Here is a 22,451-nt window from a genome sequence, read left to right on the forward strand (position 1 = left end):
ACTTCAACAACGTGAAATGCTTTTTTAATTTTAGAAAAAATGGATTAATTAATCTAAGATGTTATTTTCTGCAAAAGTGTTATTGTTTTCAGACATTAAGGCAAAAAACTTATTTATGTTAGGTAGAATAATAATTCTTGTACGTCTGTTTTTAGCTCTGTTCTCTCTGGAATCATTTTCTGCAATAGGCTGGTAACTACTTCTGCCTGCTGCAATTAATTTTTCTGGAGACACATTATATTTCTCTTGGAGCTTACGCACTACAGAAGTAGCTCTCATCACACTTAAATCCCAATTATCAGAAAGGAACTCCGTATTAATAGTTCTAGCATCAGTATGCCCTTCTACCATAACATCTAAACTAGGTTCAGAATTGATAACATCAGCTAGTTTTTTAAGTACAGTATCTGCTTTAGAACTTAATCTGTAGCTCCCTGTATTAAATAACATGTTATCCGCAATAGAAATCATTACTACTGTTTCGTTAATGTTTACGGCGAAATCCTCATCTTCATCAATATTACTTTCGCTAATAGTTTTTTCTAAATTGTAAGCTACAGCCAAATTCATAGAATCTTTAAGCGTATTGGCTTGGGCTAATTTTTCTGCATTAACATTTTTAAGTGTTTCACGCATTTTCAATTTCGTATCGTTAGAAATTACAGCTACATCTCCAACAGCATCAAGTTTTACATCATTTTCTTGTTTAAGAGATGCTATTTTAGAATTGTACGCCTCAACCCTAGCTTCAATTTTATCGAATTTTGCTTCTAAATCTTCTTTAGCAACTCTTGTTTTTTGTAATTCACTTTTAATTTCTCCGTTTTCTTGTTGTAAGGCTATGTATTTCTTCTTTGAAACACAAGACAATGTAACTACTGCAATTAAAAGAGTGATAGAAATTTTTTTCATAATAATAACTTTAGGTTTGTTATAGATACGATGAAAGTATTGTTTTGGACGTTGAAACACACTTTTTATTTTTACAATATATATCTACTTATCCTTGAGCTACATAATTAAAAAGTAACATTTCCAATACATGAATTTTAATACTTTAAACCCTACATAACCCATCGGTTTATTTACATTTGCATCAGTTTTAAATAGAAAAACTTCATGTTGTTAAAACAGAAATACATTATAATACTAATTAGTTACTTACTCCTTACTAAAACTAGCTTTTCACAAATAAAAGGTGTTATAGTTGATGAAGAAAACACTCCTCTGGAATATGCCACAGCAGCCTTATTTGAGGCAAAAAGTGGAACATTAATAGCCGGAGTAATTTCTAATGAAAAGGGCATTTTTAATATTGAAAATATAAAAAGAGGCAACTATTATATAGAAGCATCTTTTTTAGGTTATGAAAAGCAACGTATTGAAGATATAATAGTAAGTAAAAATGAGCAACTAATTGATTTAGGAATAATTAAATTATCGCTTGGAACAGAATTGAATGAAGTAGTGATACAAGCCGAAAAAAGTACTGTTATAAATAAAATTGACCGACAGGTTTTTGAAACTTCAAAATTTAAAAGCGCGCAAGGTGGTTCTGGTATAGATGTGATTAGAAATTTACCTTCTGTAAGCGTAGATAGTCAAGGCGAAATAAGTGTTCGCGGAAGTTCTGGCTTTGTAGTATTATTAAATGGAAAACCTATTCAAGGCAATGCAAGCAATTTAATAGCGCAACTACCAGCAAATGCTATAAAAAAAATTGAAGTGATAACAGCACCTTCAGCAAAGTATGATCCAGAAGGGAAAGCAGGAATTATTAATATTTTAACTAATAAAGGTGCAGCAAATGGGGCTTTTGGCCAAATTAATATCAAAGGTGGTTTACCTTCAATTGAAACTTATGATAATGCTATATCTCACAAGCGTCATGGTATTGATGGCACCTATAATTTTAGAACCGAAAAATGGAATATTTCTTTAGGTGCAAATTACCAACGTAATGATTTAGGAGGAAGACGAGAAGGCGATGTATTTACAATTATAAATGATACTAAAACACAATTTCCATCAACAGGAGAACGTAGTTTTGATGAAACTAATTATAGCGGTCGTTTTACTGTAGATTTTACACCTAATAAAACAGATAGCTATTCTCTTGGCTTTTTTGCTGGAAAACGCAGTAAAGCACGTTTAGCAGATATTGTGTATTTTGATAATCATGCGGTAACTCCGGCCGATAGTGATAATAGAGTTTACACATTTCAATATTTTAATCATAACTTAAGAGAACGCAAGGGCGATTTTATTTTAGGAAGTTTAGATTGGACACATCAGTTTAAAAACACTTCAGAGCTATCAGCTTCCTTCCTATATGAATATACACTTTTGGGTGGACCAACAATAAATCAAAACTTAGGAGAGCCTGATCGTTCTATTTTATTTCAAGATGAATTTAATACTAATGACAATCCACTTAACGGTATTCGCTTTCAGCTAGATTACAAATTCAAACCTTTTGATTTTGGTGTTTTAGAAACTGGGTATCAGTATAGAGATTTAACCCACACAGGAGATTTTGTTTATGAAAGGCGTACTGATTTTAATGATGAATTTCAGTTAGTACCAGAATTTTCTAGTGAAGTAGATTTAGAGCGTACCATTCACTCAGGATACATACAACTTACTGGTAAAAAAGGAAAATGGGAATATGCAGCTGGATCCCGTTTGGAAGTTATGGATAGAACATTCAGATTAAAAGATAAAACAAATACTGTTGATGAAACGTTGATTTACGATTTTGTGAAGTTATATCCATCAGCTTCACTTCAATACAAAGTCAACAAAAAAACTAAAATCAAAGCTGCTTATAGCAAACGCGTAGAACGCAATTCTACCTTTAAAATGAATCCGTTTGCAGAACGTGAGCATTCTGAAACCCTAGAACAAGGCGATAAAAACTTAAGACCAGAATTTATTGATTTAGTGGAGCTAGGTATAACTAAAGATTTAAAAGGTGGTAATTCTATTTTTGCAACTGGTTATTTTAGACATATTAATAATGTAGTAAATCGTGTAAATACTGTATTTAATGATACTATTTTAAATAGAATATATTCTAATGTTGGCAATGCTAAAGCTATTGGTTTAGAGATAGGTGCAGAAATAAAACCTACTAAAAAGTGGAGTAATTTTATTGGTGCAAATATATATAATTACAGTATTAATGGAAGTTTTGATAATAGAGTTATAGATACTGATGCCACAATTTATTCCATTAACTTAAACTCAACATGGCGATTTTGGGATAATGCTACATTACAATTTACTTTTAACTATTTGTCCGACAGAAATACGGCACAAGGGGAAGATTCTCGGTTTTATTCCCCAAATCTTACGTTCCAAAAATCATTTATGGATGATAGATTGACAGCTACACTGCAGTGGCAAAATATAGATTTAGGATTTCTAGACACTAATGAGCAACGTATTACTACATTTAGAGAAAACGAGTTCTTTACTACTACAAATTATATATATGAAGTAGATATGATACTGCTTAATCTGTCATACACCTTTAAACAAGGTAAAAATAAATCCAAGTTTATTGATAGCGAATTTGGAAAGAAAGAATTCTAAAAAATAATGTTTCGATTATTTTTAAAACGTTTAATCTTCTTGATCGTTAATGGTGGCAGGTTGTACACTTGCATCATGAGCATTATGATATTCATCCAGTAAAGACCAAGTTGCTTTTAGCAAATCTTTGGTTTCAAGTAATAAACTAAAATATAAGGTAGTATTTTTTGGACTTGATTCTTCAGATCTTGTGCGTTCTACTTGCTTCTGAATTTTATCTGTAACTAAATCAAAAAACTTATTTCTTTCACTTAAAATTACGCCTATTTCCTCAAAAGTCTCTGTCTCAAATGCTTTTTTAGTATGTTCAAAAAGACGCTCCAAATGCGCATCAATATCCTTCAGCTCTTTTATCTGGCTAAACTTAAGTTTCTTGTGGTTATTGTTAACATGCTTAAAGCTTGCGTTAGAAATATATGTTAAAGACTGCGCCATGTCTTGGAGATATCCTAAGACACTAATGTAAAAGTTACTGGCATTAACACTGGGGTCTTCAAGGTTTTTTATGAAGTAATAGATGTTATCCTTTAAATCATCTATTTCATAAGATAATTTCTCTATTTGTTTTTTATTCTTTTTTAAATCTTTGAGGTTATGCGTAGCCAAACCATTTACTGCACTAGTGTAAATTTTGTTACCACGTCTTACCACATTTGCAATATTACTAGCACTCTCTACAATAACGCCTTGTGTAGAACTGCTTTCTGCTTTTCGCAATGTATCTTCAACTTTTAATTCCCTAGACTGTTTACGGTGCGTCAAGTAGTTTTTTACAAGTAGTATGGCAGCGAGAATTAATAAAGCAGTTAATGCATAACCTCTTCCATAGTAAAGAATAAAAGCCATAACCGCTGCAGCTACAAAAGCACTTAATGCGGTAAAAAACCATCCTCCTATCACGTTAAGCACACCTGCAACTCGGTATACTGCACTTTCAGCACCCCAGGCACGATCTGCCAGAGAAGTACCCATGGCCACCATAAAGGTAACATAGGTAGTAGATAATGGTAACTTCATAGACGTAGCAATAGATATTAATACACTAGCTACCATTAAGTTTACAGATGCCCTTACCAAATCAAAAGCTGGTCTGTCTTTAGCCTTTACAGCTGCGTAGTAATTGCTTTGCGTAAATTGTTTATCAATGTATTTTTTTGCCGATTCGGATAATAAACTGTTAAATTGGTTAGAAGCATTAATACTAAGCCTTACAATATTTCTAGATAAAAAATTAGGTTCAAAACGCTCATTAACCTCATCTTGCCTAGATAAATCAACTGATGTTTTCACAACTGCCTTTGCTTTACTAGAAAACCATAAGGTTAATACCATGATTAAACCTGCTAAAAGCAATAGGATTGGTTGTGCAGGAACTGCTTCGGTTAAACTTGTCATTCTATACTTTGACGGGTCTAAAACCCCACTAGCAACTATATCGTTGTGAGCATCTAATGCAGCAATGGGTACCCCAATAAAATTAACCAAATCGTTACCCGCAAAAGCCACAGCTAGTGCAAAAGTTCCTATAACGATAATTATCTTATAAATATTTAGTTTAAAAAATTGTATTAAAGCCATCGACACCAAAGTAAAAACCAAAAAACTAATAGCTATTAGCGCTAAATTATTTTCAGCAATTAAGGCTTTTATATCACTACTCATAAAAGATGCATTTTTAATACCCTTTATTAAAATGAAATATAGAATTGATGTGATAGCAAAACCACTAAAAATAGCACCGTAAAACTTAGGTTTACTTGAAAAATCGAACGATAATAACAACCTTGAAACAAACTGGATAATGGCTCCTATGGTAAATGCTACTAGCACAGAAAGTAGAATGCCTAGTATAATCTCAACAGCTTTTTCGTTATTAATATAATCACCAAGGTCTAAGATAGTTTGTTGACTGTCTTTAGACATTATTTTTATAATTGCTATACAAACAGACGCTCCTAAAAGTTCGAATACAATAGACACCGTTGTTGATGTTGGAAGTCCTAAGGTGTTGAAAAAATCCAGAAGTAATATATCTGTAATCATTACAGCCATAAAAATGACCATAATTTCATCAAACATGAATTCGCCTGGATTAAAAATACCTTTCCTAGCTACTTCCATCATACCACTAGAAGTTAGTGCCCCTACAGCAACACCTAAACTGGCAACTATCATGATGGTTTTAAATGAAACGGCTTTCGACCCTATAGCTGAATTAAGAAAATTTACAGCGTCATTACTAACACCTACTATTAAATCTGCAATTGCCAAAAATGCCAAGGCAACTAGCATGTAGATATATATGTTCTCCATGTATTAAGCTAGAAAAATTTAATAAGCAAATGTCTTATTTTAAAATGAACTCTATGTTAACGGAATGTTATGTTCTAAACTTAAAACATTGAATATAAGGATACATTATCCTAATGTATAATTGATCTTGACAATGGCTAATGTTAAGAAATCGTTTTTTGAAAAAAAATAATTACCTTAAAATCAATTATTTAAGTGTTTAATGTTAATTTAATGTTACGTTAATGTTTTGAAAAAGTAAAATAAATACTATATTTGTAAAGTAATTATTAATTAAAACCCCGCAGACATGAAAAAATATATAACAATTTTAGCTGCTTTATTTATAAGTGCTTCAGTATTTGCTCAAAAAGAGAGAACATTAACCTTAAATAAAGAAACAAATTTAATTGACGTTGTTTATTATCACGATAACGGAGAGGTAAGCCAAACAGGATCTTACACCGCTGATGGTAAACTTCAAGGACAATGGATTAGTTATAATGAGGCAGGAGAAAAGACAGTTACCGCATATTACAAAGAAGGTAAAAAAGTTGGCAAGTGGACTTATATAATAGATGGCAAATTAAAAGAGGTTGATTATTCTAAGAATGTGGCCTCTCTATAAACTCCAAACTAGATAAAGACAAAAAGCATCACGATAACGTGATGCTTTTTTTATGTCTTAAATATGTAAAATTCTATCTAGTCCAACCTGATCCCCAAGTTGCAAAATCAGTACCCGTACCGTTACCTTCACCAGAAATCAAATCTCCTTCTGTTAAAGTATCAACACCAGTATCATTTTTAAACTTTGTGGTTACATCTACAAATGTTACATTGTTAACCTGTAACTCATCATCAACAATCGCTTGACCCGTTGGATCTGAAGTATCATTGCCGTCAATATCAAACGCTTCTCCAAAACCAGTGATACTTATATTTGTAAAAATAGCCGCTGTACCTCTTCTTAAACGAACAGCTTCGTATGCTGTTGGATCAATTATTTTACCATCTTGAAATGTATTATCTGATCCTACACCAACAATAGTTACATTAGTTACAGTTGGGCTAGAAAAGAAAATTGGGTTTGAATTGTTCCCAAAATCATCATTATATCCATCACACTCAAATGCTTTATCAGAATTGAAAGTTTCTGTTGGATTTTGGATATGCTGAATGTAAGCATCAGTAATTGTACCTGAATACCCTTCAGTCCAATCAATAGAGTCATCCTGTAAGTTCATTACAGCAACATGACTTACGTTTACAGTCCCACCAAAGAACTCAACACCATCATCTTTACCTTCGTAAATTTGAATGTAATCTACTTGAGTACCATTACCTACACCATAAAAAGATAAACCGTTGTTTTCTGATTGACCATCTGCAGAACCACCAGAAAATTCTATTCTTACATATCTTAAAGATCCAGAATTATCATCAGCAGCATTTCCACCGTAAGGTAAACCAGCTATTTCAGATGTAGAAGTTGCAGTACCCGTTACAGAGTTAATAGGTGCTTTTCCCAAAAGAATTAAACCTCCCCAATCTCCTGCTTCAGGGGTTGATGCATCTGATGTAAATACAATTGGATTATCAGCAGTTCCTTCAGCTATAATTTGAGCTCCTTGAGATATAGCTACATAAACATCAGAACCTGCTGCAAGCGCTTCAATTGTCATACCTGCTGGAATAGTTAGCGTTGCACCATCAGCTATTACTAAAGAACCATTGATTTTATAATTTTTATTTGCATCCAATGTTAAATCTTCAGTATAAGTTCCTGATAAAAACACATCAGTATCTACTGGAGTGTTACCACCATTTCCGCCATTATTATTGGTTATGTTTAATACAATATCAGCTGTATCATCGTTAGCGCAAGACGTAAAAAGTAACGTTAATGCAACTAAACTTAGTAAAAGGTTATTTCTCATTTTCATTTTGATTTAAATATTAAAGTTTTTTGTTCGTTATTGATTTATTTAATTATTAAAAATTGTATTTAAATTGAAGGCCAATAGTAATACCTCTTTGGAAACTAGAAAGTAAAACATCTCCATCACCTGTATTTTCACGTATCATTTCTACTTTTGGATCTAATAAGTTTTTGGCACTAAAGTTTATTTCTGTCTTTTCTCCTAACTTATTTTTAAGGACAAAATCTAAAGTTGGTACTGCTTTTTCAATTACATTTCCAACATCACCAGAACCTAAAGAAAAAATTCTGTCAGATGAATAGTTGAATACTAAATTTGCAGCTGGCTTAAAGTTTTCACTAATCGTGGGCTTAAAGCTTAAATCTGCATTTATAATAATTGGAGATGCTCCTTCCAATTCATCTGTATCTCTGTTAAATGATGTTCCATAAGACCCTTCAATAGAGTTATAAAGATCTTGCTCTGTATGCATGTAAGTAAAATTGAAACCAGAAGAAAGAATTGCATCTTCATCTTCATTTAATAGTAAATTCTTTCTTAATTCTATCTCAGCTCCAAGAATTTTTGCTTGCTCTCCTGTTCTAAAATAACGTTGAGTTCCTGTGGCATCTGCAGCAAGTACTAAGTTAATAGGGTCGTTAATTTGCTTTGCAAATGCGCCTACAGAAAACACTTCACTTTTACTAATAAACCATTCGTATTTTAAATCAAGATTATATATATCTGAATATGATTTATCTGTAAGATTAACACCTGTACGGGTACCTAACAAATCTTGGTTACCTCCAATTCTGTAACTAATACCCTCATAAACAAATGGTGCTATTTCTTTAAATTCAGGAACTGATACCGTTTTACTCACTGCAAAACGTAAATTCTGTTCATCAGTAATAGCGTATTTAATGTTTAAACTTGGTAATATGAAATTTTCAGAAGATTCTGAGAAACCAGGATCATCAGGACGCAAGTTTATAGCATCATACTCAATACGTTGGCTAAAATTTTCAACACGTATACCCGGAATTACTAACCATTTTTCACCAAGATTTACCTCCGCTGATAGATATCCGGCATAAATATCTAAAACACCTTTGTAAGTATTCTCTAGATTTCCTGGAAAATTAGTTTGAGTAACACCATTAATTGGATCAATTGGATTGAATACGTGTGTTTGATAAACTCCGTCTAAAAAATTCTGTAGGTTAAATATACTACTAAGGTTAGTAATGCTATTAATACCAAAAGTAGAGGTACTGATATTTTTATATCCATATCGAATATTATCAAAATGTCTTTCTCTTGTTTTCCCATCATAACCAACGATTAGTTTTACAGTTTCCGAAGGTTTATAAGAAAGAGATAATCTACTATTTAACTCTTCGTCCTCAATATTTTGAAAATAACGTTGGTTATTAAAATTGTTATTTTGATCAAAACTAGGTACTGTATTAGAGTCTGTATCCAATAAATTATCATATCCTAATAATGAAAAACGCTTTCTATCTGGTTCATGAGCAAATACACGGTTGTGCCCTATACCCCACTCTAAGGCTATCTTGTCATCAAATTTATGCTTACCAATTAATTGATTTACCAATACAATGTCTTGGTTAAACTGTAAATTACTTTGAAAATATCCACTTGGTTCATCTGAAAAGTCATATAGAATTCCATTCCCTCCGGTTCCAAAAAAACCTACTTGATCTGACGAACTATTAATTACTAAAGACGATAGTTTTAGTTTATGGTCACTATTTATTCTATACAACGCTGTTGCCATTGCAGTAGATGTTGTGGAATAATCGTATTGCTCTGTTTCAGGAAACAGCTTGTTATAACCAGCAGTATAATCTGCAATCAAACCTTCCTTGTAAGAGAAGCTATTATCGAATGAAGCTGTTACAAACAGACTTAAACGAGAATCATCTTTAAATGTGAACGATTTTCCTCCAGCAAGACTAATTCCCATATTAATAGCTGGCGTTTCAGCTTCAATTGGATCTACGCCGTGGGATAAAATAACAGCAAACGGATTGTGATTATATCTTGCATAGTCACCAACATATCCTGGACCTTCATTTCTTAAAAAGGTTTTCCCAACTGCTCTAGAATTTACAGAAGCTCCAAGAGCAACATCAAAAAATCCTTGACCAGTGTATTCTTTAGAAGTAATATCTATATTACCAGCTGAGAAATCGCCATAAAATCTTGCTGAATACGCTTTACTTACACCAACGTTTTCAATAACATCAGACGAAAATAAATTCAAATCGATATTTTTCTTATTGACGTCATTGGAAGGAAGTGACAAACCATTCATGGTACTGTTTAAATAACGATCTCCTAATCCACGTACATAAACGCTATTAGATCCTTCTTGCTTAGAAACACCTGTTATTTTAGATACAGCTCCTGCAGCATCACTCACACCTTTTCTGGAGAGTTCTTGAGCCCCAATACTTTGCTTAATCTCAACAGCATTCTTTTGTTCTAATAATAATGCCGTTTCACTTTCACGTTTTGTAGTAACAGGATCAAGTACAACCTCGTCTAGTTGGGCAGCACTTGCGTTCATAGTAACATTAACCACTGCCACTTTACCGTCAACAATAGTAACCTCAATTTCTTGTGTTTCGTAACCCACAAAACTAAATACTAATGTATAAGTTCCAGCATCTAAATCTGCTAATTCATATAAACCATCAAAATCTGAAGTAGTTCCTTTAGTAGTACCTTTTATTAAAACGTTTGCAAACGCTAAAGGCTCATTATTATATTCTTTATCTGTTAATTTTCCTTTAACAGATCCTGTTTGTGCATGAGAGAACACAGTTGTAAAGAGTAGTAATAATAGTATAAAATGTTTCATTATTTTGTTTAAATTTCTTGCCGCAAAGAAACTACCGTTTTGTAAATATTATGTTATCTGACGATTAAAGAACTGTAATAAAAGTGTTAGCTTAACATTACCGAAAATCATCTTTTTAACAAGAAAGTTTACCATTAGTTAACATTGCATACAAAACACCTTGTTAACTTGAAAATTAGCTTCTATTATTATTTAATAGTCTAAAAAACAAAAGTCCTTTTTGTAAATACAAAAAGGACTTTTACTTATGCTAACTAAAAAATCTTCTAGATGTTTCTAGTTGTTTTTTGTGGTAGTATTTTTTTGTTCTGAAGAAGCATATACCATTGTTAAATCATCAAGAGATAAAACACTAGCACCTAATGACAATGTTATAGTATTTGTGTTTTTAGAATTTACTTCAGCTTTAATTTCTTTTGTTTCATATCCAGTGAAACTACAAACTAAAGTATAACTCCCTTCTTTTATGTTATCAAACCTAAAAACACCTTTTTCATCCGTCATCACTCTAGCTCCTGTTTCTTTTATAGTAACTTCAGCAAAAAGTAATGGATTATTACCTTCCTCTGCATCTGTAATTTTTCCATTAATAGTCACGTTTTGTGCAGATGCAAACATCGTTACAAATAAAACCATAGTGAATAGAAAATGTTTCATAATTACTTTATCAAATTATTTGGTACAAATAAACTAGTTTATTGTAATTAAGATGTTACCAAAGCATTAATCCTAAATGATTAAAATGTTACCCTAATGTTAAGAGATTAAACAATCATCTTTAGAGTAAAACTAATTGCGAATAATAAAAATAAGCTCCTATTAAGAACACATATAATAAAATGCTAAATTAGCTAAGAAGAAAGATGACACAAAAAGACAAACTTAGCGCTCAACGTATTTACTTAATTTTAGGAGGCTTGTTTATCACATCCTTGGTGGTATCTAACCTTATTTTTCAAAAGTTTTTTTATTGGCACCCATTTGATATTGAAATTTTTGGAAGTAAGCTGTTTGAAATTTCAGTTGGTATCCTACCTTATCCCATTACATTTTTAATTACAGATTTAATAAGTGAAATCTATGGTAAAAAACGAGCTAATGATGTAGTAGTGGTTGGTATTTTTGCTTCATTATTTTCCCTTCTAATTATTTATGTAGCTATGCAGGTTCCTGCTACCTCTTGGTCTTATGTGGGTAATTTCTTGTTTGGTAGAGTTTTTGGAAATTCAGCTATAGCAGTATTTGCCAGTATGCTTACCTATTTATTTGCACAGTTTGTGGACATACAAATCTATCACTTCTGGAAACGCTTAACCAAAGGCAAGCACCTTTGGCTCCGCAATAATTTTTCTACATGGTTTTCGCAATTTGTGGATACTTTTACCATCGTATTTTTATTATGTTCTTTCGGCATTATCGATTGGGCTAATTTTAAAGGCTTACTAGTTAGTGGATTCTTATTTAAAGTTTTTGTTGCTATTCTAGATACGCCTTTACTTTACCTTGGCGTGTATTTCTTTAGAAAACGTTTTAACTTAAAAGTAAATGAAGAAATCGATTTACTCTAAGCCAATTGCATTAATATTATTCTATATCAGGTTAAATTTTTATTAAACTTTTTAGTTACTTAGTCATAAAATGCGTGTCTTACGTATATTATAACAAAGTTTTATTCATGAAGAAAGCACTAAAGATTATCGGTATTACACTTTTAATTATTATTACGCTTTTAATAGCGATACCCTTTGCGTTTCAAGGGCAAATTAAAGATATGGTTAAGCGTTTCATCAATCAAAATTTAAATGCTAAAGTAGAATTTAGCGATGTAAGCTTAAGTTTCATTACAAGTTTTCCTCAAGCTCATGTAAACGTAAACGATTTAGTTATTACCAATTTTGAACCCTTTAAAGATGAAACGTTTGCTACAGCTAAAGACATCTCTTTTACTATGTCTATTAAAGAATTATTTAAAAAAGCCGATGAGGATGCTATCGTTATAAACTCCATTACTGTAGATGAAGCGCTTTTAACCCTAAAAACAGATAAATTAGGCAATAACAATTACGATATCACTAAGGAAGAAGAAGGCAAACAAACCACGCCTGAAAGTGATGCCAGTTTTGCATTTAGCATTGAAGACTACAACATTAACAACAGTGCTTTTTCTTATATAGACGAAGGTTCAGATATGTTAATTCATATTACTGAGCTTAACCACGAAGGTCACGGTACATTTTCTGCTGAAACCTCAGAATTGAACACGAAAAGTGAAGCCAATGTTAGCATTACTTTGGATAGCACCAATTATTTGAATAATAATCCTGTAAAATTAGATGCCTTAATCGATTTAAATTTAGAAAACGAAAAGTACAGCTTTAAAGACAACAAAGGCTACATTAACGATCTCCCATTAGAATTTCATGGGTTTGTACAACAAGTTGATAACGGACAACAGATTGATATTACGTTTGAAAACCCAGAATCTGACTTTAAAAACTTTTTAGCTATAATCCCAAAAACATACTCTAAAAGCATTGAAAACGTACAAACCACTGGGGATTTTAAGGTAAAGGGTGCCATAAAAGGTTTAAGCTCTGAAGAAACCATCCCAAACATAGATATCAGTATTTCGTCCAACAACGCTTCATTTAAATATCCCGATCTACCAAAACGGGTTAGCAACATTACCATAGACACCAAAATTAAAAATGAAACAGGAAATGTAGATGACACCTATATCGATATTAAAACTTTAGATTTTAAAATTGATGAAGATATGTTTAAATCATCCATCACTTTGAAAAATCTCACTAAAAATATGCTGGTAAATGCTAACATTGATGGCGTTTTAAATTTAGCTAATATTACAAAAGTGTATCCTGTAGATCTAGAAAACACACTCACGGGGATTTTAAAAGGAAAAGTAAATACTGCTTTTGATATGAACGCCATTGAAACCAATGCTTACAATCGCATTAAAAACAATGGTTCTGCCAGTATAACAGATTTTGTGTTTTCTTCAGAAGACATTGTTAATCCTATACATATTTCACAAGCAAACATGACCTTTAATCCCGGCACGGTTACTCTTAATAATTTTAAAGCCAAAACTGGAGATAGTGATTTAATGGCTACTGGTAGTATTAAAAACCTACTAGGGTTTTTATTAAGCGACAACACCTTAAAAGGAAACTTTAATGTAAACTCTAATACATTTAAGGTAAGTGATTTTATGTCTGAAGATGAAACTGTATCTGAAAATAATAAGACTACAACCGATGAAGAATCTCTTAAAATTCCAGCCTTTTTAGATTGTACTATAAACGCTGATGCCAAAACAGTGTTATACGATAATTTAAATCTTAAAAACGTTACAGGTACATTGTTTATAAAAGATCAAAAAGCAGCGTTACAAAACATGTCATCCTCAATTTTTGACGGAAAATTATCTATAAATGGTGCGGTATCAACAAAAGAAAAAACGCCTGTATTCGATTTAAAATTAGGTGCTAATAATTTTGATATCGCCCAGTCTTTTAAAGGCATGGAGCTATTACAGAACCTTGCACCTATTGCTAAATTATTACAGGGAAAATTAAACACTTCACTAAATCTTTCAGGAACTTTAGACAAAGATTTTTCTCCTGTCTTAAGTTCAGTATCAGGAGACGCTTTAGCAGAGTTACTTACCACAAATATTAACACAAAAGATGGACTCTTAAGCAAATTGGAAAGTTCCCTAAACTTCATTGACTTTGATAAATTAGACTTAAAGGATATAAAAACGAAGCTAGAATTTGCCGATGGAAAAGTAGCTGTAAAGCCTTTTGATTTTAAGTATAAGGATATAGAGATTGAAGTTTCTGGAGCACATGGCTTTGATAAAACCATCAACTACAACACCGTATTTAATGTACCTGCCAAATATCTTGGCAGTGAAATAAATCAACTCATTGGTAAAATAAACGATACCGAAGTTAACAATATTACCATTCCAGTAACTGCTAATATTACTGGGGCTTTTACCAACCCTACGGTTAAAACTGATTTAACCAATGGTGTAAAAAACCTTACCAATCAACTCATTGAAATACAAAAACAAAAATTATTAAATCAAGGTAAAGACAAAGTAAAAGACCTTATTGGCGGAGTAATTGGAGGTAATAAAACCAAAACAGATTCTATTAAAAAAGAGCAAGATAATGTGGTTAAAGATGTATTAAACGATATAATAAAGAAGAAAACACCTAAAGATTCTACTACAACAGATAAAACAAAATCTACCAAAGACGCAATTAAAAACGTACTAGGTGGTTTGCTTGGTAATAAGAAAAAAGAAAAAGATACCGTTAACTAATTTTAGAGAAAGCACCTAAATGTTTTATTTCATATCGTCGTAATTGTAATCGGGATATAAGAAATGATTGTATGGAAAACGAGTAACATGAATCTCGCGAACCTCGTCATAAACACGTTTTTTAAAATCCTCCAGATTACTCTTATTAATGGCCGAAATAAATAATGCATTATTACCTATTTTACTCATCCAAGTACTTTTCCACTCCTCTAAGGTATAATGCTTTTTGGTTTTTTCAATATCTAAATCGTCTTCAGCAATAGGCTCCGGTTCGTAGGCATCAATCTTATTAAAAACCATTATAGTTGGTTTATCACTACTCTTTATCTCGCCTAGAATTTTATTTACAGATGCTATATGTTCTTCAAAGTTAGGATGAGAAATATCTACCACATGTAACAATAAATCTGCTTCTCTAACCTCATCTAACGTACTCTTAAAACTATCTACCAACTGTGTTGGTAATTTTCTAATAAACCCAACTGTATCACTTAACAAAAATGGTAAATTTTGAATTACTACCTTTCTAACAGTAGTGTCAAGTGTAGCAAATAACTTGTTTTCAGCAAATACTTCACTCTTGCTAACAACATTCATAAGCGTGGATTTACCTACATTGGTATAACCTACAAGTGCTACACGTACCATTTTTCCACGATTACCACGTTGCACTTCCATTTGTTTGTCAATGGTTTTTATGCGCTTTTTTAATAAGGCTATTTTATCACGTACAATACGTCTATCGGTTTCTATTTCGGTTTCTCCTGGTCCACGCATTCCAATCCCCCCTTTTTGGCGTTCAAGGTGAGTCCACATACCTCTTAATCGCGGTAACAAATACTCACACTGCGCCAATTCTACTTGGGTTCTAGCATAACTCGTTTGTGCTCGTTGGGCAAAAATATCTAGAATTAGGTTGGTTCTGTCTAAAACTTTTACGTTTAGTATTTTACTAATGTTTCGCTCTTGTGCTGCAGAAAGTTCGTCATCAAAAATAGCAGTGTCAATATCATTTTCTTTAATAAATGCATTTACATCTTCCATTTTCCCAGAACCTATAAAGGTTTTAGGATTAGGCATATCCATTTTTTGAGTAAACCGTTTTACGGCATAACCCCCAGCAGTAAAGGTTAAAAACTCCAACTCATCCAAATACTCTTTGAGTTTGGCTTCGTCTTGATCTTTAGTTATAATACCAATTAAAACAGCTTTTTCTAATCCCATATATCCACTACTATTATAAAAAAATTGTGTTGACAAAGTTACGTAATTGCATGGATTTTATGTCTGAAAAAAATTCCTCGATATTTTAGTATCGAGGTTTCCTTTGAAACTGTCATTCTCGTGAATACGAGAATCTTAAATAAAGAATTTGTAAATTCTTTATTTTATTAATTTTAAGCCTATTTTTGACTCATGACAGACGATTTTGATGATATCCCAGTACGCCACGATATGCAAACCGTGGTATTTTATAATATTGAAAATTTATTTGATTTAAGAAATAGTAAATTCACTAATGATAATGACTTTTTACCAGATTCTGTAAAGCGATGGACACCTAAACGATACGAAAACAAATTACGCAAATTAGGATTTGCTATTTCAAATATTGGAAGAGAGGAAACTGGTAAACATCCTGCAATTATTGGATTAGCCGAAGTTGAAAATGCCAGAGTTCTTGAAGACTTACTAGATTCTAAACATTTAGATGATTTAGATTATGACTATGTGCATTTTGATTCTTTAGACGAGCGTGGTATTGATGTAGCGATGATTTATGACACGACTACTTTTGAACCCATGCATACAGAAACATTTTCTATAAGCTTAACTGATGATGATGGCTCTCCTGATTATACGAGAGATATATTGTTGGTAAGCGGTAATCTAGATAATGAGCCTATTCATTTAATAGTAAATCATTGGTCTTCTAGAAGAGAAGGTCAAAAAGAAACAGAATTTAAACGTTTGGCTGCGTCTGAAAAAGTGAGTGAAGTTATTGCATCTATAACATCTAATAACGAAGATGCTAAAATTATGGTTATGGGCGATTTTAATGACGACCCATACAACGAAAGTGTAAAACGCCTAACAGAAGATCATAGTTTATTTAATCCTATGGAAACGCTCCGTTCGTTTACCAGAGGTACGGTAAAACATAGAAGACAATGGTTTTTATTTGACCAAATTTTGATTTCTACTAACTTTTTTAAAAGTTCTAAAGATAAATTTGAATTCTTTAAAGCTAATATTTTTGATGTTGATTTCTTAAAACAGTTTAAAGGTCATTTTAAAGGTGCTCCTTTTAGAACTTATGTTGGCAAGAAATATAAAGGTGGCTACAGTGATCATTTTCCTGTGTATACTATTTTGAAAAAATAAAGTCTATGCGATAATGACAGCCAAGCGCAAACAACATCAAAAAAAGAAAACAACATTACACCCAAGAAGTAAACATCACGGACGCTATAATTTTGATGAATTATTAAAAGTGGTTCCTAAACTTTCTGACGTTATCACTCCCAACAAATTTGGAGATTTATCAATCAATTTTTTTGATCCTTATGCTGTAAAATTACTCAATACTGCATTACTTAAATTTCATTACGGTATCAATTTTTGGGATATTCCATCTAGTTACCTTTGCCCACCAATACCAAGTAGAGCGGACTATATTCATAATCTAGCAGATCTATTAACTGTAAAAAACAAGAATAACATTCCAAAAGGAAAACATATTAAATGTATAGATATTGGAGTAGGTGCAAATTGTATATATCCAATTATTGGCATTAAAGAATACGGTTGGTTTTTCGTAGGGACAGATATAGATGATATTTCTATTACATCAGCAAAAAAAATAGTGAACAACAATAAAGATTTAAAGAATAATATAACTCTAAGGCTTCAACCTCTACCTAAACAGATATTTGAGGGCGTTATTCATCCTGATGAGAAGTTTCATATTACTATGTGCAACCCACCTTTTCATGCCTCTTTAGAAGAAGCATCTGCAAGTACCTCTCGAAAAATAAAAAACTTAACAAAAAGTAAAACTACAAAGCCAATATTAAATTTTGGAGGAAAACATAACGAGCTTTGGTGTGATGGAGGCGAAGCAAAATTTATACAAGATATGATTTATGAAAGCCGTAGATTTAAAACTAATTGTCTTTGGTTTACCACATTAGTTTCTAAAGCATCTAATCTTAAAGGCATTTATAGCACGCTTAAAAAAGTTAATGCCAAAGAAATTAAAACACTCCCAATGGGACAAGGCCATAAAATAAGCCGAATTGTAGCTTGGACATTTTTAGATAAAACGGAACAAAACAACTGGAAATTCAATAAAAGTTAAATCAATTTTTAGAAAACCCAAACTAAATAGCATGAGAAAGGACATACGCTAAACCAAGTACTATAAAGGGCAAGATAAAAAGAAGGCCAATACTATAGGCTTGCTTTTTTTGTTGTAACCGTTTTGCATTTAGCATATTGCGTTTCTTTCCACTATACTGCATCCAGTTTTTAAAAAATAAAGCTACTGAAATCAAGATAAATAAAGTCCATGCTTTAGAGGCAGACATGGTATCTACATGCATTTGTTTAAAAAACCCTGCAAAAAACACCCCTAAAAGCAATAAAAAACTGCATTGCAATATAGAAACATAAAGCGTAGCAAACCTAATAGCTTTTTTACCATTTTTCTTCTTGTAGTACTGAAACAGTATAAAGAAAAACCTATCGAATATAGACATACATCAAAAAATTGAAAGTAAAGATATTACTATTCCATAAAATCAATACTCACATCATCCAATTCATAAATCCCCGTTTTAGCGATACGAGTCACTATTCACTATTACTAAGATTTAAAGCAAAGCTTATCGGTAGGGATACTATTTTCGAATGTGGTTATCATTCAAAAACCACCTCATCAATATAAATATCATGGCCTGAACCATAACTTTGAGAAAATAATGTAAACCCTGATCGAATACAACTCAAGTCCTGTTTCTTAAGTTTAATGGTATACTTTTTCCATTTAGTGCCCAGTTTTATTTTAATAGCTTCTTTTGCTGTATCAGGATAAGTTTTATCTTTTCCAATTAACCCAAAACCAATGGTAGCAGTTAATTTGTCTTTACTGGCCTTAGCCCAAAAACTAAATGTTCTTGCTCCCGAAATATCATAGCCTCCAAGAATATCTCCCCAATCGTTAGCGGGATTTACCATGCCTAATCCATACCAATTATAATGATGATTATAACTTATTTTTAAAGATGAACTACCATAGTATACGTTTGTAGTATCCTTTGTATTCACAGCCATTTTTTTAAAATTCCCCATATAAGCTGATGGCGCATAAGGCATATCCTCTCCGTCTTGATACACATAAAAAGGCAATTTTACTTTAGGTACCAGATACTTCCTGTTTTTTGCCTCCTCATCTGTAACTCGAATTGCTGTAGAAGCTATCCCTACATTGTTATAACTATCTTTAACATTAACATACACTTTAATACCTCCATCTTCTTTTGGTAATTGAATTTCAAAACCATTTTCTAAACTTCCTCTATGTACTAGTGGGTTAATTTGATTGCGACGTATTCTACTACCTTTTCTATGGTTGTAATGAAAACTCACAGCCAAGGTATCATTTTCAATATCTGAAACTTTTAAAATAACAGGTACCCAAGATTCACTTTTAAATGCTCCATCAGGCAACTCCAAATCCTCTACAACAGGAACATTATTAATTGGTTTTTCTCCTGTAAAAGCATCTCTAATAGCCCAATATTGTGGGCGATACGCTCCTGTATGATGTGTATGCAACCAAGGAGAACCAAAATGATTCCCATCCCCATAGTGAAACACAAATACTCCTAAATTAGTAGATTCATTAGCTATCCACTTATGATAGCCTTTTGCAATAGCATCATATTTTTGTTGGTCGGTTGGCTCTTGTTTTACACCATGTTTTTCGGCTTTAATATCCCATTCTCCCGTTACCCCAAATTCAGTAATGATATAAGGTTTATCAATGTTTCGTTTTTTCAATTCCGAAGCTAAAAACCCAGCACCTGCACCGTAACTATTCAATCCATATATATCAATAGAGGGCACGTGTTTTTGCCACCACTCCATACCAAAAGTCCAAGCTTCCACAGAAGTTATTGGATGATTTTGATCTATTTGTTTAATTTCACTACAAATACGTTCTAATACCTTAGAATACGCTACTTTCTCTTTATCCGTAGCCATGTTTAAATACACCTCATTACCAATACCCCAAGTTAAAACTGCGGGATGATCCTTATATTGCCGTACAACGTTTATAGCATTATTGTACATTACTTCTATGCCTTCTTTATCATCTAGGTAATTAAAACTATCGTCATCCTCCATCCCTGGACGACCATGTCGCATCCAAATACCAACCATAACTTTGATATTATGTTTTTGCGCAGCTTCTAATAATTGAGGCATATTATCTCCTGTAGCCCAGGTTCTAATGGCATTAACACCAAGAAAATTTAAATCTTTAAAATAGGTGTCGTAATTTTCAATGTCTTTATCGTAACCGAATGTTACACCTTTAATATCAAAAGGAGATCCATCTACCAGGAGTTGCCAATTACTTCCCGTTTTTTGGATGGTAGTTTGGGCGCATAACAATTGAAAAAACAGCCCCAACATTAGAAATACAAACACACTTCTTTTCATATCGTTTTTTCTTTAAGATACAATATTTTGAGTTAATTTCAACAATTGAAAATTATCAAGAGTACTGTTTAGGTTATGCACTGAGGTTATGCCTTGGTATGATTGAAGCTCCTCGACGTAAAAGTGAGTGACTGGCGAACGCCTCCTTCTAGAAAGGTCAGACCCGAGCATGCTTGCACAATAAAATAACCAAATGAAACATAGAGGGCAACACCCAAAATATTAAAGTTTAAGGTGTAAAATCTACACTAACATCATCCAATTCATAAACTCCATCAAAACTATCTTGCCCGCCACCTGTGTATTTAAAGGCGATATGAATTGTTCCTGAAAGGCAAGACAAATCTACAGTTCTTGACGGCAACCATTCCACAAAAGAGTCACTATCTTTTACCACATAGGCATCACTTAAAATTTGCCAGGTAGCATTAGCAACACCCGCTTCGGTACCATCCCAATCTTCAGCGAAAAACACCTCCATAAAACTACTATCAGCTCGACTGTTTGAGGTTTTAAAACGCAAAGTTTCGCCATCTTGAGCATCTAAATTAATAGCAGGTGTAATTAACCAACCAATATTACTCACATCTCCAGAACCACCAGATTGAAACCTACAAGAACGTCCTAAAGAGCTATTTGTAGAAGTAGAAGACCATCCTTCCCAAGCCTCAGTACCCGTTTCAGTATAATTCGTCCAACCATTGCCTTCAATTGGACGGTTATTACCTTGCGATTCAAAATCTTCAAAAAATAAGTTCTCCATTCCAAAACTATCAGCGATACCACATGAAAACTCCAAGGGATCACAACGCGCATTATTATCAAAATTTACATCCGATGAACTTTTTGGAAGTATCACACTAAAATCATCCCTAAAATCACGACTATAAATCCCTACAACATTGCCATTTCCCTGAGGCACCAACACTGTCTTAAAATCAGAAAATGTACTGGTTTGCATAATAATTTGTGCACCAGAATCACAACTTTCTAAAAGTCGCAGCCCATCAAATTCATCAAAAGATTCACTAGCAAAAGTAGCTCCTAATTCAAACCTATTCAATTGCATAGTATTCAGTTGAATTAACGTATTTTCATCTGCCTCAGATAATTCAGGTAGGCTTATTACTTTAGGTTGTATTTCAGCAATTTCGTTGGTTCGCAGCACAATATCTCTGTATTCAGAAGCTTGAATTTGCCCCACGCTCACACCATCTTCCACACCAATAGTCACTACACCATTAGATGCTCCTACGGCTAAACCTTGCAATTTCACAACAACTTTTTGTCCAAACTGGTATGTATCACTCAAACTACTTTGGTTAATAGAAATTTTAAAACCCAAACGCGGATCGTTATCAGGATTACTCGCATCTGTTTTATTTTGAATTATTAGCTCCTCAAAAAAATTACCTCCTTTATCCGACGATACCACATAACCAACAATATAAACATCATCATTAATACGCCCAATTGCATTCCCGCCATTAACAGCCTGTTCAAAAAGCGATTTTATTGCCTTAAACGTAGTAAGTTTTTCGGTAGGAATCACAGGGTCTTCAATAGTAATATTTGGCACACCAAAATCGTCGTCTTGCACACAAGACCATGCCAGTAACACCAGCATTCCCATTAAAAGATTATTAGTTTTCTTCATAATATT

15 protein-coding genes are annotated in these 22,451 nt (G+C 32.7%); 6 read left to right on the top strand and 9 right to left on the bottom strand.

The genetic code is table 11. The features are described 5' to 3' along the window. Positions 1 to 48 precede the first annotated feature (48 nt). Positions 49 to 912 carry an OmpA/MotB family protein gene (locus EYD46_RS06815; RefSeq protein ID WP_130936333.1) on the bottom strand — a complete coding sequence of 288 codons (864 nt, stop codon included), beginning with the start codon at positions 910 to 912 and terminating at the stop codon, positions 49 to 51. A gap of 207 nt (positions 913 to 1,119) precedes the next feature. Between EYD46_RS06815 and EYD46_RS06820 the strand changes: the two genes are divergently transcribed. Beyond that, on the top strand, positions 1,120 to 3,597 hold the full coding sequence (locus EYD46_RS06820; RefSeq protein WP_130936334.1) for a TonB-dependent receptor domain-containing protein: 2,478 nt from the start codon (positions 1,120 to 1,122) through the stop codon (positions 3,595 to 3,597). A gap of 30 nt (positions 3,598 to 3,627) precedes the next feature. Here the strand turns inward: EYD46_RS06820 and EYD46_RS06825 are convergent, their stop codons facing one another. Then, complete coding sequence (locus EYD46_RS06825) at positions 3,628 to 5,910, bottom strand: inorganic phosphate transporter (protein ID WP_130936335.1); 2,283 nt, start codon at positions 5,908 to 5,910, stop codon at positions 3,628 to 3,630. Between the two features lie 289 nt (positions 5,911 to 6,199). On the opposite strand from EYD46_RS06825, the gene EYD46_RS06830 reads away from it, so the two are divergent. Further along, positions 6,200 to 6,517: a toxin-antitoxin system YwqK family antitoxin gene (locus tag EYD46_RS06830; RefSeq protein WP_130936336.1), complete on the top strand. Its 318-nt coding sequence runs from the start codon at positions 6,200 to 6,202 to the stop codon at positions 6,515 to 6,517. A gap of 73 nt (positions 6,518 to 6,590) precedes the next feature. Here EYD46_RS06830 and EYD46_RS06835 read toward each other — a convergent pair whose 3' ends face one another. The 3 genes from EYD46_RS06835 to EYD46_RS06845 form a co-directional block, all read right to left on the bottom strand. Continuing rightward, positions 6,591 to 7,829 carry a multidrug transporter gene (locus tag EYD46_RS06835; protein ID WP_130936337.1) on the bottom strand — a complete coding sequence of 413 codons (1,239 nt, stop codon included), beginning with the start codon at positions 7,827 to 7,829 and terminating at the stop codon, positions 6,591 to 6,593. 55 nt (positions 7,830 to 7,884) lie between these two features. Continuing rightward, positions 7,885 to 10,701 (bottom strand): TonB-dependent receptor, encoded by a 2,817-nt coding sequence (locus EYD46_RS06840; RefSeq protein ID WP_130936338.1) that lies wholly within the window; start codon positions 10,699 to 10,701, stop codon positions 7,885 to 7,887. A gap of 276 nt (positions 10,702 to 10,977) precedes the next feature. Further along, positions 10,978 to 11,358, bottom strand: a complete 381-nt coding sequence (locus EYD46_RS06845; protein ID WP_130936339.1) for a carboxypeptidase-like regulatory domain-containing protein — start codon at positions 11,356 to 11,358, stop codon at positions 10,978 to 10,980. Between the two features lie 206 nt (positions 11,359 to 11,564). Here EYD46_RS06845 and EYD46_RS06850 point away from each other — a divergent pair, with 206 nt between their 5' ends. Further along, positions 11,565 to 12,269, top strand: a complete 705-nt coding sequence (locus EYD46_RS06850; protein WP_130936340.1) for a queuosine precursor transporter — start codon at positions 11,565 to 11,567, stop codon at positions 12,267 to 12,269. A 107-nt stretch (positions 12,270 to 12,376) separates the two neighbouring features. Then, on the top strand, positions 12,377 to 15,058 hold the full coding sequence (locus EYD46_RS06855; protein WP_130936341.1) for an AsmA family protein: 2,682 nt from the start codon (positions 12,377 to 12,379) through the stop codon (positions 15,056 to 15,058). 24 nt (positions 15,059 to 15,082) lie between these two features. Here EYD46_RS06855 and hflX read toward each other — a convergent pair whose 3' ends face one another. Further along, the gene (hflX, locus tag EYD46_RS06860) at positions 15,083 to 16,282 is read right to left on the bottom strand and encodes a GTPase HflX (protein WP_130936342.1); all 1,200 of its coding nucleotides are present in this window, start codon (positions 16,280 to 16,282) and stop codon (positions 15,083 to 15,085) included. Positions 16,283 to 16,474: 192 nt separating this feature from the next. Between hflX and EYD46_RS06865 the strand changes: the two genes are divergently transcribed. Together EYD46_RS06865 and rlmF are read left to right on the top strand one after the other, a co-directional pair. After that, positions 16,475 to 17,443, top strand: a complete 969-nt coding sequence (locus EYD46_RS06865; protein WP_130936343.1) for an endonuclease/exonuclease/phosphatase family protein — start codon at positions 16,475 to 16,477, stop codon at positions 17,441 to 17,443. A 13-nt stretch (positions 17,444 to 17,456) separates the two neighbouring features. Beyond that, positions 17,457 to 18,419: a 23S rRNA (adenine(1618)-N(6))-methyltransferase RlmF gene (rlmF, locus tag EYD46_RS06870; RefSeq protein ID WP_130936344.1), complete on the top strand. Its 963-nt coding sequence runs from the start codon at positions 17,457 to 17,459 to the stop codon at positions 18,417 to 18,419. A 22-nt stretch (positions 18,420 to 18,441) separates the two neighbouring features. Here the strand turns inward: rlmF and EYD46_RS06875 are convergent, their stop codons facing one another. The 3 genes from EYD46_RS06875 to EYD46_RS06885 all read right to left on the bottom strand — a co-directional run bounded on the left by EYD46_RS06875 (position 18,442) and on the right by EYD46_RS06885 (position 22,445). Continuing rightward, positions 18,442 to 18,819, bottom strand: coding sequence for a hypothetical protein (locus EYD46_RS06875; RefSeq protein WP_130936345.1), 378 nt, complete (start codon positions 18,817 to 18,819; stop codon positions 18,442 to 18,444). 160 nt (positions 18,820 to 18,979) lie between these two features. Then, positions 18,980 to 20,788 (bottom strand): glycoside hydrolase family 2 TIM barrel-domain containing protein, encoded by a 1,809-nt coding sequence (locus EYD46_RS06880; RefSeq protein WP_229731326.1) that lies wholly within the window; start codon positions 20,786 to 20,788, stop codon positions 18,980 to 18,982. A gap of 229 nt (positions 20,789 to 21,017) precedes the next feature. Continuing rightward, on the bottom strand, positions 21,018 to 22,445 hold the full coding sequence (locus EYD46_RS06885) for a DUF5689 domain-containing protein (RefSeq protein ID WP_130936346.1): 1,428 nt from the start codon (positions 22,443 to 22,445) through the stop codon (positions 21,018 to 21,020). Positions 22,446 to 22,451: the final 6 nt, after the last annotated feature.

Origin of the sequence: Hyunsoonleella pacifica (assembly GCF_004310335.1) — a bacterium.
Classification (GTDB): Bacteria; Bacteroidota; Bacteroidia; order Flavobacteriales; family Flavobacteriaceae; genus Jejuia; species Jejuia pacifica.